13 protein-coding genes are annotated in these 14,049 nt (G+C 61.7%); 7 read left to right on the top strand and 6 right to left on the bottom strand.

The features are described from left to right. Positions 1-97 precede the first annotated feature (97 nt). Positions 98-619: a ferredoxin-type protein NapF gene (locus I6G90_RS16915; RefSeq protein WP_005339657.1), complete on the top strand. Its 522-nt coding sequence runs from the start codon at positions 98-100 to the stop codon at positions 617-619. A gap of 72 nt (positions 620-691) precedes the next feature. On the opposite strand, the gene I6G90_RS16910 is transcribed toward I6G90_RS16915, so the two are convergent. The 6 genes from I6G90_RS16910 to I6G90_RS16885 form a co-directional block, all read right to left on the bottom strand. Next, complete coding sequence (locus I6G90_RS16910; protein ID WP_005339654.1) at positions 692-1,144, bottom strand: Rrf2 family transcriptional regulator; 453 nt, start codon at positions 1,142-1,144, stop codon at positions 692-694. A gap of 345 nt (positions 1,145-1,489) precedes the next feature. After that, entirely contained in the window at positions 1,490-2,329 is an 840-nt protein-coding gene (locus tag I6G90_RS16905) for a PfkB family carbohydrate kinase (RefSeq protein ID WP_042062429.1), read from the bottom strand. A 106-nt stretch (positions 2,330-2,435) separates the two neighbouring features. Next, complete coding sequence (locus tag I6G90_RS16900; RefSeq protein ID WP_182970176.1) at positions 2,436-3,407, bottom strand: LysR substrate-binding domain-containing protein; 972 nt, start codon at positions 3,405-3,407, stop codon at positions 2,436-2,438. A gap of 168 nt (positions 3,408-3,575) precedes the next feature. Continuing rightward, positions 3,576-4,304 (bottom strand): glutamine amidotransferase-related protein, encoded by a 729-nt coding sequence (locus I6G90_RS16895; protein WP_197928428.1) that lies wholly within the window; start codon positions 4,302-4,304, stop codon positions 3,576-3,578. Positions 4,305-4,387: 83 nt separating this feature from the next. After that, the gene (locus I6G90_RS16890) at positions 4,388-5,884 is read right to left on the bottom strand and encodes a CoA-acylating methylmalonate-semialdehyde dehydrogenase (protein WP_197928426.1); all 1,497 of its coding nucleotides are present in this window, start codon (positions 5,882-5,884) and stop codon (positions 4,388-4,390) included. A gap of 90 nt (positions 5,885-5,974) precedes the next feature. Continuing rightward, positions 5,975-7,306 carry an aspartate aminotransferase family protein gene (locus tag I6G90_RS16885; protein ID WP_042062437.1) on the bottom strand — a complete coding sequence of 444 codons (1,332 nt, stop codon included), beginning with the start codon at positions 7,304-7,306 and terminating at the stop codon, positions 5,975-5,977. 186 nt (positions 7,307-7,492) lie between these two features. On the opposite strand from I6G90_RS16885, the gene I6G90_RS16880 reads away from it, so the two are divergent. The 6 genes from I6G90_RS16880 (at position 7,493) to I6G90_RS16855 (ending at position 14,004) form a co-directional block, all read left to right on the top strand. Further along, complete coding sequence (locus I6G90_RS16880) at positions 7,493-8,035, top strand: cupin domain-containing protein (RefSeq protein ID WP_111807261.1); 543 nt, start codon at positions 7,493-7,495, stop codon at positions 8,033-8,035. Between the two features lie 124 nt (positions 8,036-8,159). Then, positions 8,160-9,656, top strand: coding sequence for an aldehyde dehydrogenase (locus tag I6G90_RS16875; RefSeq protein ID WP_197928424.1), 1,497 nt, complete (start codon positions 8,160-8,162; stop codon positions 9,654-9,656). Positions 9,657-9,782: 126 nt separating this feature from the next. Continuing rightward, the gene (locus tag I6G90_RS16870) at positions 9,783-9,953 is read left to right on the top strand and encodes a hypothetical protein (RefSeq protein ID WP_005341999.1); all 171 of its coding nucleotides are present in this window, start codon (positions 9,783-9,785) and stop codon (positions 9,951-9,953) included. A gap of 125 nt (positions 9,954-10,078) precedes the next feature. Next, positions 10,079-10,975 carry an EamA family transporter RarD gene (rarD, locus tag I6G90_RS16865; RefSeq protein ID WP_042657341.1) on the top strand — a complete coding sequence of 299 codons (897 nt, stop codon included), beginning with the start codon at positions 10,079-10,081 and terminating at the stop codon, positions 10,973-10,975. Between the two features lie 303 nt (positions 10,976-11,278). Next, entirely contained in the window at positions 11,279-12,784 is a 1,506-nt protein-coding gene (locus I6G90_RS16860; protein ID WP_232254369.1) for a methyl-accepting chemotaxis protein, read from the top strand. A 110-nt stretch (positions 12,785-12,894) separates the two neighbouring features. Continuing rightward, on the top strand, positions 12,895-14,004 hold the full coding sequence (locus I6G90_RS16855; RefSeq protein ID WP_232254368.1) for a YeeE/YedE thiosulfate transporter family protein: 1,110 nt from the start codon (positions 12,895-12,897) through the stop codon (positions 14,002-14,004). Positions 14,005-14,049: the final 45 nt, after the last annotated feature.

The raw sequence follows: 14,049 nt of genomic DNA, 5'->3' as shown, positions 1-14,049 counted from the left end.
AAGGGCAACTGCGCTTGCGATCCTGACGGCCGCTATTCTCTGGCCTGCTTGCCGAAACTTCGATAAAATTAACCCCTAATAGGTATCAGGGGCGAGCATGACTCACTATTTCCTCCGTTGGCTGACACAAGGTTGGCAAGCTTCCCGCAAGCCCGCCGTGGTTTGCCATGAAGCGCGCCCGCCGTGGGCCATCGAGGAGTCCCAGTACCTCTCCCTCTGCACCCGCTGTGGCGAGTGCTTCAAGGCCTGCCCGCGCGGTCTGCTCAAACCGGCCACCCAGGAGGAGTACGAGGGGAGCCCCATCGCCGGTACGCCGGTGCTCGATCTTGCCTGCGGCCAGTGCAGCTACTGCGGCAGCTGCGCCAGAGCCTGTCCCACCGGCGCCCTCGATCTGCAACTGGGTCGACAGGTGCAGACCCGGGTCCAGATTGAAGAGAGCTGTCAGGCACGGCAGGGCTTCTACTGCCTGCTCTGTGAAGATGCCTGCCCCCAACAGGCGATCAAGGCCACCGCCGACGGCATCAACGTCAATATGGATGCCTGCAATGGCTGCGGTGCCTGCGGCCTCGCCTGCCTGCACGGCGCCATCACCCTGATCCGCCAGCCAGGCAGTCGTTAAAAACCATCTGCGTACAAAAGCAAAAGGGGCCATCAGGCCCCTTTCACATCTTGTTCGTTATCCCGCGCCCCGTCAGGCCATGGTCACAATCGTCTCTTGCTCGATACCCAGCAGGTGGCAGAGACGGTTGGGATCGCGCACCGCATCGGCCAGGGTGTACTCGCCCAGCACTTCGAGAAAGGCGTTCATGGCGCGACGCAGAATGCCCTGAATACGGCAGCCGCCGGAGAGACGGCAGTTCTCCCGCTTGCAATCGACCGGACAGAGCACATGCTCCATGTCCATCACCACATCCCGCAAATTGATGGAGACCGCCGAGCGACCGAGGCGGATGCCACCGTGCTTGCCGCGTACCGTCTCGATGTACCCCTTGATACCAAGCTGGTGCACAATTTTGACCACGTGGTTGCGAGAGATGCCGAAGGTATCGGCCACTTCGGTAATGGTCGACAGACGATCCCCCGGCTGAACCGCCAGGAAGGTCAGGGTACGCAGGGCGTAGTCGGTAAATCGTGTCAGTTGCATGGTCGCACTTGCCTCTTACTACAAGCCAGGAATCAGGACGACAACATTGAGCTAAGAGGCAGGAGACAACCGGTTTGCCTCTGTTTTCCCATTGGTTCGCCAGAGGGGGGCCTGTCTCTTAATCTGAGTTGCGGAGTGACAGGTTAAGAGCAGCACAACCGGGTGTCGATGAAGATGCACATAAATCGACACTTTCTTTGATTGATCGCAAACTTGCCGGGTTAGCCCGGCGTTTACCCGCTTTATGGCGGGTAAATCTCCCGAATCACCCCCCTCACCAAAGCCCTTCGAGCAGCAGCCATATGGCCCGCGAACCGCCCCTGAATCGACCGGCAGAGAGGTGGTTCAGTGAGGCTGTTTCAGCCAGTTTTTCAGCGCAACCGAGGGGATGGAGCTCTCGGAGGCGACGGCAAACGCGCCCCAGTCCACTGCACACTGCAACGCATCCTTGATCGCCATGCCCCGTGCCAGACCGTGGATCAATCCACCGGCGAAGGCATCTCCCGCCCCCGTGGTATCGACCACCGAGACCGGGCGGGCGGCGACCCGGATCTGCTCCTCACCGTGGATGGCGACGGCCCCTGCCTTGCCTTCAGTCAGTACCAGCCATTCGAGCTGCTCCCCCGCCAGCTGGCGGGCATGTTGCCAGGGGTCGCTCACCTCGCCGAGATCGGAACGGGAGGCCACCAGCACGTGGCAGGGGCGGCGCGCTTGGCCGCCCTTGGGATACTGGGCCACCACGAAGCTCTTGCCGAGCATCTGGCGCATGTAGCTGATGATGGCGGTGCCGGGATAGTTCACATAGAGGCAATCCACCCCCTCCAGCGGCAGATCGCCGGGCAGATCGGGACGCCGCGGGCGACGCAGTATGGTGCGCTCGCCGGTGGAGTCCACCAGGATCAGCAGCTCGCCGGTCTCGCCGCCAAAGCGCTCCACATGGCTGCAATCCAGCCCGTAACCGGCCGCTTGCTCCAGCAGCCAGTCGCCGGTCTCATCCAGCCCGATGCGGGAAGCGATAGTCACCTCGTGGCCCGCCCACACCAGCCCGATGCCGGTGTTGGCCGCGCCGCCGCCGAGCCTGCGTCCCTGATCCACGTATTGCAGCCGGGCCCCCGCAACCAGCGGTTCGGAGAGGGAGAGCACATGATCACAGTTGAGATTGGCAAGCAGCAGAATGCGGGACATATAGACCTCGAACGATGGAGATAGCCCAAAAGAGACAGGCTGAACCCCGAGTAGAGCCCAGCCTGACAGAAGAGACAACCGGCAGCGATCGGGAATCCGATCGGGATCAATAGATGGGCAACTCCACCCCGGCCAGCAGCTCGTCGATACGCGCCTGACTCGGCTGCTGCATCACGCTCTGGATCACCTCTTTGGTGAGGTGGGGCGAGAAGGAGCTGATGAAGTCATACATGTAGTTCTGCAGCAGGATGCTCTTGCTGAAACAGATCTGCGCCGGACAGGGCTTGAACAGGTGCTCCAGATTGATGGAGACCAGCCCGGATGCATCGGTATCGTTGGCGACCAGCGAGGAGATGATGCCGATGCCAAAGCCCAGCTCCACGTAGCGCTTGATCACCCCGGCATCCATCACCGTCATGTAGTAGCTCGGAGTGAGACCAGCCGCTTGAAACACCTCGTCCTGCACCTGACGACCGGTGGCACCACTCTCGTAGCTGAGGATCGGGTAGTGGCAGAGCTGCTCCAGGGTCGGCTTCTTCACCTTGGCCAGCGGGTGATCCTGCGGCACCACCAGCGAGAGGGTCCAGAGGTAGGCAGGCAGCGCGATCAGCTCCTTGTCAAAGCCAATCTCGTGGGCAACGATGGAGAAATCGGAGTAACCCTTGCTGATCTGCTCCTTGCTCGCCGACATCACCGGATGGAGGTGGAACGAGATCTTGGGATACTTCTTGGTGAAGTAGGTGACCGACTTGGGCAGCAGATAGCGGGCGATGGTGTGGGTGGTGTGAATATTGAGGGTGCCCACGGTCGGATCCAGATACTCGCGGGAGATCGCCTTGATCTTGCTCTCGATATTGAGCATCGCCTCGGCACACTTGATGATCTCTTCCCCCACCGGCGTGATGCGGTGCAGGTGCTTGCCACGGCGCTCGAAGATCCGCACCCCCAGCTCGCTCTCCAGCAGGCCGATCTGTTTGCTGACCCCCGGCTGACTGGTGAAAAGCGCATCGGAAGCAACGGACACATTGAGGTTGTGGTCCCGGATCGCGATCAAATACTTCAATTGCTGTAGTTTCAAGGCGTCACACTCTCACACTGGTTTGGCTCAGGCCGGGACGGCAATCAAGCCAGACAAACAGGCCGCCACATGGGCGGCCAGTGTACCATCCGATCCCGACATCTCAGCGCTTGATCCTTCATTTTGCTACAAAATCTAGCATCCGAAGGGGTGGCTGACAAACCGGGCTCAGGCCGCGCCAGCCCGCAGCGGCAGGATCCCCAGAAACTGCAGCAGCCACTGCATCATGGTCGCCGAATCCACCTCCCCCTCCAGCGAGGAGAGGCTGCTCTGGTAGCGCTCGTCGGGCAACAGGCCACGGCGCCGCTCGATCAGCGCCCGGTTGTACTCCACCGAGAACTCCGGATGCCCCTGAATGGCGACAATGTGATCCCCCTGCAAAAACATGAAGTTGGGACAAAAATCATTGCCCGCCAGCCGGGTCGCCCCCGGCGGCAGCAGGGCCACCTGATCCTGATGGCTCGCCAGAATACGGATCTGATCTCGCGCCGGCGCCATCCAGGGCGCATCCGCCAGCATGGGATGAACCGCCACCCCCAGCCCCCACCCCTTGGTGGACTTCACCACCTCGCCGCCCAGCGCCTGGGCGATCACCTGATGACCGAAGCAGATGCCGGCCAGCTTGACGTCGGCATCGTGCGCCTGGCGGATCCAGGCTCGCAACGCCTGAATCCAGGGGATATCGCTGTAAGCGTCGTGACGCGAACCGGTGATAAGCCAGGCATCGCACTCGTGCAGATCATCCGGCAATTCCCCATCAAGAGCCGACCAGACCCGAAATTCCAGTTCGGGGGCCAGGGCCGCAAAGCCCCTGATAAACATCTCGGAGTAAACGGGGCCAAAACGATCCGCCAGATCGGGATCGAGCCGGTCACAATCGAGAATTCCCAATCGCATCTGTTGTTCCTTTACAGAGTTCGCCCCCGCCAATCAACGACCGGCGGGGGCAAGAGGTTAGGCCATGAACACGCGCCAGCGCGTCACTTCATGGTCGGCATGGAGAACTCGGCACCACTGCGCAGGCTCTGGGGCCAGCGCGCCGTCACCGTCTTCATCCGGGTATAGAAGCGAACCCCGTCCGGCCCGTGCATATTGAGTGGCCCGAAGATGGAGCGCTTCCAGCCGCCAAAGCTGTGAAACGCCATCGGCACCGGAATGGGGACGTTCACCCCTACCATACCGACCTGCACCCGCGCCGTGAAGTCCCGTGCGGTGTCGCCGTCACAGGTAAAGATGGCGGTGCCGTTGCCGTACTCGTGTTCGTTGATGAGCCGCAGCGCCGTCTCGTAGTCCGGCACCCGCACGATGGAGAGCACAGGGCCGAAAATCTCCTCACGGTAGATGCGCATCTCGGCGGTCACCTCGTCAAACAGGCAGCCACCGATAAAGTACCCCTCCTCGTGGTTCAGCGTGCGGCCATCGACCCGCAGCGCGGCCCCTTCGGCCACCCCCTGATCCACGTAACCGCGCACCTTGGCCAGATGCTCCCGGCTGATCAGCGGCCCCATCTCGTTCTCCGGGCTCTGGCCCAGCCCCGGGCCGACTCGCAGTTTTTCCACCAGCGGCGTCAGCCTGGCCACCAGCGCATCGGCGGTCTCGTCACCTACCACCACCGCCACCGAAATGGCCATACAGCGCTCGCCAGCGGCACCATAAGCGGCACCCATCAGGGCGGAGACCGCCTGATCGAGATCCGCATCCGGCATCACCACCATGTGATTCTTGGCGCCGCCCAGCGCCTGCACCCGCTTGCCGTGGGCCGAAGCGGTAGCATAGATGTACTGGGCGATGGGGGTCGAACCGACAAACGATACAGCGCCGACCCGCGGATCGGTCAGCAGCACATCCACCACCTCCTTGTCACCGTTCACCACGTTGAGCACGCCATCCGGCAGACCGGCCTCCTTGAGCAGCTCGGCCATCCGCAGCGAGAGGGAGGGATCCTTCTCGGAGGGTTTGAGGATAAAGGTGTTGCCGCAGGCAATGGCGACCGGGAACATCCAGAGCGGCACCATGGCCGGGAAGTTGAACGGCGTGATACCGGCGCAAACCCCGACCGGCTGCATCATGGAGTAGCTGTCCACCCCGCGGCCGACGTTGAGGGAGTGCTCCCCCTTGAGCAGATGGGGAATGCCGCAGGCAAACTCCACCACCTCCAGCCCGCGGGTCAACTCACCCTGCGCATCGGAGAAGACCTTGCCATGCTCGCGGCTGATGAGCTGGGCCAGCTCGTCCCTGTGCTGCTCCATCAACTCCTTGAAGCGGAAAAAGACCCTGGCCCGCACCAGCGGCGGGGTTTGCGACCACTCGGCGAAGGCGCGCTCGGCGATGGCGATCGCCTCCTGACACTCGGCGGCGCTGGAAAGCCCGACGCTCCCCTGCTGCTTGCCGCAGGCGGGATTGAAGATGGCCCCCTGGCGCTCGCTACGACTCTCCTGCAGCTGGCCATTGATGAAGTTGCTGACCCTGTATGTCATGTATCCTCCGTGATGACTGATTCGTGGTGGCGCAGCGCTCGTCAAAACGAGGCAGCGCAAGGCCCCGCCAGTGCGGGGCCATCAAATGGGTTAGGGTTGTGCCTGCAATACATCCTGCAGCAGGGTGAAGAGATCGTCGATCTGGCTGCGCTCGATGATGAGCGGTGGAGACAGGGCGATGATGTCGCCGGTCACCCGGATCAGCGCCCCCTTCTCGAAGCAGCGAACAAACACCTCGTAGGCGCGCTTGCCCGGTGCATCCGGCATCGATTCCAGCTCGATACCCGCCACCAGCCCGTAGTTGCGTACATCCTTCACATGCTTGCAGCCCTTCAGCGAATGGGCCGCCTCCTCCCAGTAGCCAGCCAGATCTGCGGCGCGGCTGAGCAGGTTCTCGTTGCGATAGATCTCGAGGGTTGCGAGCCCTGCAGCCGCAGCCACCGGATGACCGGAATAGGTGTAGCCGTGGAACAGCTCGATAGCCCCCTTGCCTGCCGCCATCATGTCGTCATAAATGTGCTTCTGCACCAGCACCGCCCCCATGGGGATGGCGCCGTTGGTCAGCCCCTTGGCGCAAGTGATCATGTCGGGGATGACATCGAACTCCTGTGCGGCGAAGGGGGAGCCGAGGCGACCGAAACCGGTGATCACCTCGTCAAAAATCAGCAGGATGCCGTGCTTGGTGCAAATCTCCCGCAGCCGCTTGAGGTAGCCTTTGGGGGGCATCAGCACGCCGGTACTGCCAGCGATGGGCTCGACGATCACCGCCGCGATATTGCTGGCATCGTGCAGGAAGACGATCTTCTCCAGCTCGTCGGCCAGCGCCACATCCTCCTCGGGCAGCCCTTTGGTGAAGGCGTTCTTGGCGATGTTGAGGGTATGGGGCAGATGATCCACCCCGGTCAGCAGGGAGCCGAACCACTTGCGGTTGCCGGGAATCCCCCCCACCGAGATACCGCCAAAGCCGACCCCGTGATAGCCACGCTCGCGACCAATCAGCCGGGTGCGGGTGCCCTGACCGCGAGCCCGCTGCCAGGCCAGCGCGATTTTCAGCGCGGTATCGACCGACTCGGAACCGGAGTTGGTATAGAAGACGTGGCCAAACCCCTTGGGAGCGATCTCCACCAGCCGGTTGGCCAGCTCGAACGGCAGGGGGTGGCCCATCTGGAAAGTGGGGGCAAAATCGAGGTGGGAAATCTGCTGGGAGACCGCCTCGGCAATCTCGCGCCGACCATGGCCCGCGTTGCAACACCAGAGTCCGGCTGTGCCATCCAGTATCTTGCGGCCATCCTCTGAGTGATAATACATCCCCTCTGCCGACTTCAGGATGCGCGGCGCCGCCTTGAACTGCTGGTTGGCGGTGAACGGCATCCAGAAGGCGGACATGTCGGAGGGCGTATTGATGTCGCTGATCGGTTTCATGGTCACCTCATCCTTAAGGTGTTTAGCAACTGTCGGCTGATGCCTATTAAATTAAACACCTGAATCCATAAAAAAGGGCTCGATATTGCCCTGTCTGGTGCCACCCCTAGCTAGATGCATCAACAGGGTGGTATAAGATATTTAACACAATTTTAATAATAGTAAACAGTCAAGGAGTGTCTATAGATGGATATCGGTCACCGCCTCAAGGCGGTTCGCACCAAGGCAGCCCTCTCCCAGCGCGAGCTGGCCAAGCGCTCCGGTGTGACCAACGGATTTATCTCCCAGATCGAGAAAAATCAGGTGAGCCCCTCTGTCGCCTCCCTGCGCAAGGTGCTGGAAGGCATCCCCATGTCGCTGGCCAGCTTCTTCACCGAAGAGACCGAAATGGGCACCGAAGTGATCTTCCGTGCCGCCGATATGCCGGATCTCGGCACTCACCCCATCAGCTATCGGCTGGTCGGGCACAGCCGTGCCAACCGCGCCATCGGCATGTTGCAGGAGGTGCTGCCACCGGGCGCCGACACCGGCGACGACATGCTGAGCCACGAGGGTGAAGAGTGCGGCATCGTCATCAAGGGCGAAGTTGAAGTGACCGTGGGCGAGCAGATCTACCTGCTGGGCGAAGGGGATGGTTACTACTTCGACAGCCGCACCCCCCACCGTTTTCGCAATAGCGGCGAGCAGGAGTGCGTGCTGATTTCGGCCAACACCCCCGCCAGTTTCTGACATTCAGACGCGCGTCGGCAGGGGGCCAATGTTTAATGAATTGTTACAAGATGGATTTACAAGCGGCAGGATGTTTAGCATATTGATACGCGGAAACTGACTTTTGCCGGTTCAAGGAGTGAACATGAGTGACCTGACCCTGGCCCAGTGGCAACACAAGGCCGCCCATCTGACCCTGCCCTCGCAAGCCTTTATCAACGGCAGCTACCGCGACGCCGTCAACGGCGCCACCTTCGACTGCATCAACCCGGCCAACGGCAAGCTGCTGACCAAGGTGGCGGCCTGCGATGCCGCCGATGCTGAACTGGCGGTGCAGGCCGCCCGTGCCGCTTTCGAGGACAAACGCTGGTGCGGGCTGGCCCCGAAACAGCGCAAGCAGATCATGCAGCGTTTCGCCGAGCTGATGCGCCTCAACAAGTTGGAGCTGGCGCTGCTGGAGTCGCTGGATATGGGCAAACCCATCGGCGATGCCATGGGCTATGACGCCCCCGCCGCCGCCAACTGCATCGCCTGGAACGCCGAAGCAATCGACAAGATTTACGATCAGGTCGCCCCGGTGGAGGATTCAGCACTGGCGCTGGTGACCCGCGAAGCGCTCGGGGTGGTTGCTGCCATCGTACCGTGGAACTTCCCGCTGGTGATGGCCTGTTGGAAGCTGGGCCCGGCACTCGCTACCGGCAATTCGGTCATTCTCAAGCCTTCCGAAAAATCCCCCCTGACCGCTCTGCGCATCGCGGGTCTGGCCAAAGAGGCGGGCGTTCCGGACGGCGTCTTTAACGTGCTACCGGGCTTTGGCCATACCGTGGGCGAGGCGCTGGCCATGCACATGGATGTGGACTGCATCACCTTCACCGGCTCAACCAAGATCGGCAAGCATCTGGTGCAATGCTCCGGCAAGTCCAACCTCAAGCGCGCCTTTATGGAGTGCGGTGGCAAGAGCCCCAACATCATACTGGCGGATGCGCCGGATCTGGACGCCGCCGCCAAGAGCGCCGCTGGCGCCATCTTCTACAACCAGGGCGAGGTGTGCACCGCCGCCTCTCGCCTGCTGGTGCAAAACAGCATCAAACCGCAGTTTATGGAGCGGCTGCTGGCCCACGCCCGCGAGTGGATCTCGGCCAACCCGCTCGACCCAGCCACCCGCATCGGCGCCATGGTGGATCACATCCAGATGGAGCAGGTGCTGCGCTATATCGAGATTGGCAAGCAGGAGGGAGCCAAGCTGCTGCTAGGGGGCAACCGCACCAATATGGAGAGTGGCGGCTTCTATATCGAGCCCACCATCTTCGACGACGTGACCCCCGAGATGCGCATCTTCCGCGAAGAGATCTTCGGCCCTGTGCTGGCGGTGACCGGTTTCGATACCCTGGAAGAGGCCATTGCCCTTGGCAACGACAGCGACTACGGGCTGGCGGCGGCAATCTGGACGGCGGATCTCAACAAGGCGGTGAAGGGTTCCCGCGCCCTGTGCGCCGGTACCGTGTTCGTCAACAACTGGGATGGTGGCGACATGACCATGCCGTTTGGCGGATTCAAGCAGTCCGGCAATGGCCGCGACAAGTCACTGCACGCGCTGGAGAAGTACACCGAGCTGAAAAGCACTTGGATCCAGCTGGCGTAACGCCATAAAGCAGCACTACCGGATCAAAAAGGGGGAGAAATCCCCCTTTTGCATTTTTGGCCTTCCATCACCGGCCCCAATCCTTATAATGACAAAAAAGCCAACATGTTAAATATAAAGACAAAAATGCTATTTTTTCTGGGAAGCGTACTTTTTCTGGTGATCGGTTTGCCCCTGCTGTTCTTCGTGCTGGGGCACGGCGAGGCCTACGTGACCTGGGGCCCCTGGATCTCCGCCATCGCCCTGATGTTGTGGCTGTTGATGGATGTCGACAAGATCCGCCGCGGTAAAGGCTGACCGGCCAGCCACTCGCTTCCTTCCCCTCAAACTTCGTTTATTCGCTTCTTTCCCCGTAAAAGGATCGCTACACTGATTTTTTGCGATGTTTTCCCGCATCCAACGCTTCAGTAAAGGTCATCCGCATGCCGCAACAGATCCAGCGTCAGGGCGTCATCTACGCCCTGTGCGCCTACACCCTTTGGGGCATAGCCCCCATCTATTTCAAGACCATCTCTGCCGTCCCGGCCGCCGAGATCCTGACCCACCGGATGATCTGGTCCTGCGTGCTGCTGATGGTGCTGACGCTGGCAGGCCGTCAGTGGCACAAGGTACAGGCCGTGCTGCGCCAGCCAAAAGTGCTGCTCACCCTGGCGTTTACCTCGGTCACCGTCGGCGGCAACTGGCTGCTGTTCATCTGGGCCATCAACAACGGCCACATGCTGGATGCCAGCCTCGGCTACTACATCAACCCGCTGTTCAACGTGCTGCTGGGGATGGTGTTTCTGAGCGAGAAGCTGCGCCGCCTGCAGTGGTGGGCAGTGGCGCTGGCCTTTGCCGGGGTGGCGATCCAGCTCATCGCCTTTGGCTCCTTGCCCTGGATTGCGCTGGTGCTGGCGTCGAGTTTCGCCATCTATGGTCTGGTGCGCAAAAAACTGGCCCTCGATGCCCTCACCGGTCTGCTGATCGAAACCATGATCATGCTGCCGCCAGCGGCCATCTATCTGTGGGGCTTTGCCGACAGTCCGACCAGCCATCTCACCCAGAACGACTGGCACCTCAACCTGCTGCTGATCGCCGCTGGCGCCGTCACCACGGCCCCCCTGCTCTGCTTCACCGCCGCCGCGACCCGGCTCAAGCTCTCCACCCTGGGCTTCTTCCAGTACATTGGCCCCAGCATGATGTTCATCCTCGCCGTCACCCTCTATGGGGAAGAGCTGGCGATGGACAAGCTGCTCACCTTCGCCTGCATCTGGAGCGCACTGGTGCTGTTCAGTCTGGATGGGTTGCGCAGCGGCAGAGCCGCGCCAAGCCGGACCTGACACCTCCCCGCCCCCCTCGACCCCGGCTCATCAGCCGGGGTTCTTTTTTGCGCCACCCGCCCCTTCCTGACAGCGACCACCCATGCCCCAGAGCCGACTCACCATCAACTGGTCACAACCGAGTCGCATCATCCCGCCAGAGAGCTATGCTATCCATGAACGGAGCCGAATGGAGGCAGCATGCTCAAGCACATTCACGACAGATCCCTGCTTTTTAGCCAAATTCTGGGGGTCATAGTTATTATCACACTGATCTCCATCAGCTTTTTCGGACTTTACTCGGTCCGGAGCGCAGCCGACCAGATGGGACAGGGGAAGGACGTGGTGGCCGATATTCTGCCGCCGCCCCTCTACCTCATCGAATCCCAGTTGCAGGTCTACACCCTGCTCCATGCCAAACCGGAGGAGCGGGAGGCCCTGATGCAAACCCTCGCTCGGCTGCAGCAAGAGTTCGAGAGCCGCAACCGCTTCTGGCAAGAGAGCAATCTGAACGAGCCCCTCAGGGAGCGGCTACTGGGGGAGCAAAAAGTACAGGGAGCGCTGTTCTGGCAACTGCTCAACGCCAAGTTTGTCCCCGCGATCAAGGCGGGCGATTTGACACAGGCGGGAGCGATTGCCGCGCGTCTGCACACCCTCTATAACGCCCACCGGCTCGGGGTGGACGCCACCGTCATCAGCGGCAACCAATATGCCGCCGAACAGATGGCCCATCTCGCCAACACCACTCGACTCTGTTACGGCCTGTTGTTGTGCGCCGCACTGCTAGGGGCCGGGCTCATCTTCTGGCTGGGACGCCCCACCCAACAACGACTGCTGGCCGCCGGTAAGGCCACCGCAGCCATCGCCCAAGGAGAGTTGAATCGCCCCATGCCGGAGCCGGGCCTAGACGCCATCGGCGAGCTGATCCGTCAGATCGGGGCTATGCGTGACCAGCTGGCTACCCTGGTGGAGTCCCTGCAGCGCAGCGCCAGTACGCTGGATGATCGCGCCACCAGCCTGACCGCCATGGCTCAACGGCACACCGATGACAGTCAGGCACAGGTCGGGGCGGCCCACCATATCGAACAGGCCATCGAACAGCTCACCCACTCCATCGAGCAGGCGGGTAGCCAGCTGCATCAGGTGGGGGAGCAAACCCTGCAGTCAGCAGAGCGGGCACAAGAGGCGACACTCGCCATCCACACCGTGGAACAGGTGATCGGGGAGCAAGTCACGGGCGTGAAGCAGGTCTCCCATACCATTTCGGATCTGGCTGGCCTCTCGCAGCAGATTGCCGGGCTGGCGGGCGCTATCCATGGCATTGCGGAACAGACCAATCTACTGGCGCTCAATGCCGCCATCGAAGCCGCCCGAGCGGGCGAACAGGGGCGCGGTTTTGCCGTGGTAGCCGATGAAGTGCGCTTGCTGGCGACCCGCACCGGCAGTGCCACCACCGAGATCAACACCATCATTGGCAAGATCCAGGATGTCAGCCTGCGCGCCACCAGCGAGATGGATACCGAGCTGACCCGGGTCGAACAGGCGGTCGCCCACGCGATGACAGCACGCCAGAGCGTCGCCCGGATCGCGCAGAGCTGCGAGGAGATCAACCAGCGCATCGCTCAGGTCGATCAGCTGATGAGCGATGAAACCCGGCTGGTGCAGGGGATCCACCATCAGGTTGGCGAGATGTCGCGGCTGGCGGCCGAGGTCAACCAGAGCGCCAGTCACGCCGCCGAAGAGGCGACCATGGTCGCCCAGCACGCCCGCATCCTGACCAGGCAGACTCGCCACTTCCATCTCGCCCCCGCCACTGATCTGGGGCGCTGACAGGCGTCAGCGCCGCCATTTTCCTCTGCGTTGGCAAAATGGGTAGCATTGGACTCCATGAGGGAATAGGATCCGCCCCTCTAAAAAACCAACTGCAAGGATCAACTGACATGACTCGAAAATGGTCGCTCCCCATCGTGGCACTCGCGGGGGGAGCGTTACTCTGGCTTGGCAACACCTTTGGTATGAAATGGGCTCTGATGGCCCTGATCGGATTCGGCTTCGGCTTCACCCTCTCCTTCAGCCGCTTCGGCATCGTGTTCGGTTGGCGCGAAATGCTGACCAAGCGCAACAGCTACTATGTGCGGGTTCACCTGCTCACCATCGCCATCGAAATTCTGCTGTTCACCTGCTTCCTCTCCTTTAGCCACGCCCTGTTTGGCGATGCCATGGTGGGCAACGTGATGGCTATCGGCATTCCCTTTATTGTCGGCGCCTTTCTGTTCGGCATCGGCATGCAGCTGGCAGGCGTTTGCGCCACCGGCACACTCTACTGCTGTGGCGAGGGGCAACCCCGCTTCTGGCTGGTGCTGATCTGCTACGGCATCGGCACCCTCATCAGCAACCAGTTCCGCCCCGAGCTGACCGCCACCTTCTCCAGCCAGGTGGTGCTGGCCAAGGATCTGACCGGCAACATCTGGAGCGGCATGCTGCTCAACCTGGCGCTGGTTGCCGTGCTGTTCATGCTGTTTCGCAATAGCGAGCTCAAGCGCACCGGCGAGCTCAAGCCCCTCTTCAGCGGTGGCAACCTGTTCTGGCGCGATGGCCGCTTCACCGTGCTGACCGGCGGCATCATCATCGCCCTGCTCAACTCTGCCGTGGTCGCCCTGCACGGCTCGGCCTGGACCATCACCGGCGCCGTCTATGACATGGCGCTGCGCGGTGCCTCCCTGTTCGGCCTGTTCGAGGGGAACCCGAAACTGGCCCAGCCGCTCTTTATCAACCCCATGGTCGGCATGTTCTGGCTCGGCATTCTGGGGGCCATGCTGGCGCGCTGCCTGAGCGGTGGCGGCAACTTCGCCCCGATGCGGCTCGGCAACAGTCTGGCATCCATCATTGGCGGCCTGCTGATGGGGATGGGGGCCATGTACGCCGCCTGCAACCTCGGCGGCTTCTTCGATGGCACGGCGTCCGGCAGCCTGCACGGCTGGGTCTGGATGCTGATGGCCCTGGCTGGCAGCCTGATTGGCATTCGCCTGCGCCCGCTGTTCGGGCTCTGACGCCCGGCATCGCAATGCACGCCATAGAAAACGGGAGGCCTGGCC

Origin of the sequence: Aeromonas allosaccharophila, from assembly GCF_016026615.1 — a bacterium.
Classification (GTDB): domain Bacteria; phylum Pseudomonadota; class Gammaproteobacteria; order Enterobacterales; family Aeromonadaceae; genus Aeromonas; species Aeromonas allosaccharophila.
This window is presented reverse-complemented; position numbering and strand designations above follow the sequence as displayed.

What these genes read in the sequence shown, in the direction of transcription:
- I6G90_RS16915 (WP_005339657.1), top strand. Translation starts at nt 98, where the DNA reads ATGACTCACTATTTCCTCCGTTGGCTGACACAAGGTTGGCAAGCTTCC.
- I6G90_RS16910 (WP_005339654.1), bottom strand. Translation starts at nt 1,144, where the DNA reads ATGCAACTGACACGATTTACCGACTACGCCCTGCGTACCCTGACCTTC.
- I6G90_RS16905 (WP_042062429.1), bottom strand. Translation starts at nt 2,329, where the DNA reads ATGTCCCGCATTCTGCTGCTTGCCAATCTCAACTGTGATCATGTGCTC.
- I6G90_RS16895 (WP_197928428.1), bottom strand. Translation starts at nt 4,304, where the DNA reads ATGCGATTGGGAATTCTCGATTGTGACCGGCTCGATCCCGATCTGGCG.
- I6G90_RS16890 (WP_197928426.1), bottom strand. Translation starts at nt 5,884, where the DNA reads ATGACATACAGGGTCAGCAACTTCATCAATGGCCAGCTGCAGGAGAGT.
- I6G90_RS16885 (WP_042062437.1), bottom strand. Translation starts at nt 7,306, where the DNA reads ATGAAACCGATCAGCGACATCAATACGCCCTCCGACATGTCCGCCTTC.
- I6G90_RS16880 (WP_111807261.1), top strand. Translation starts at nt 7,493, where the DNA reads ATGGATATCGGTCACCGCCTCAAGGCGGTTCGCACCAAGGCAGCCCTC.
- I6G90_RS16875 (WP_197928424.1), top strand. Translation starts at nt 8,160, where the DNA reads ATGAGTGACCTGACCCTGGCCCAGTGGCAACACAAGGCCGCCCATCTG.
- I6G90_RS16870 (WP_005341999.1), top strand. Translation starts at nt 9,783, where the DNA reads ATGCTATTTTTTCTGGGAAGCGTACTTTTTCTGGTGATCGGTTTGCCC.
- rarD (WP_042657341.1), top strand. Translation starts at nt 10,079, where the DNA reads ATGCCGCAACAGATCCAGCGTCAGGGCGTCATCTACGCCCTGTGCGCC.
- I6G90_RS16860 (WP_232254369.1), top strand. Translation starts at nt 11,279, where the DNA reads ATGGGACAGGGGAAGGACGTGGTGGCCGATATTCTGCCGCCGCCCCTC.
- I6G90_RS16855 (WP_232254368.1), top strand. Translation starts at nt 12,895, where the DNA reads ATGACTCGAAAATGGTCGCTCCCCATCGTGGCACTCGCGGGGGGAGCG.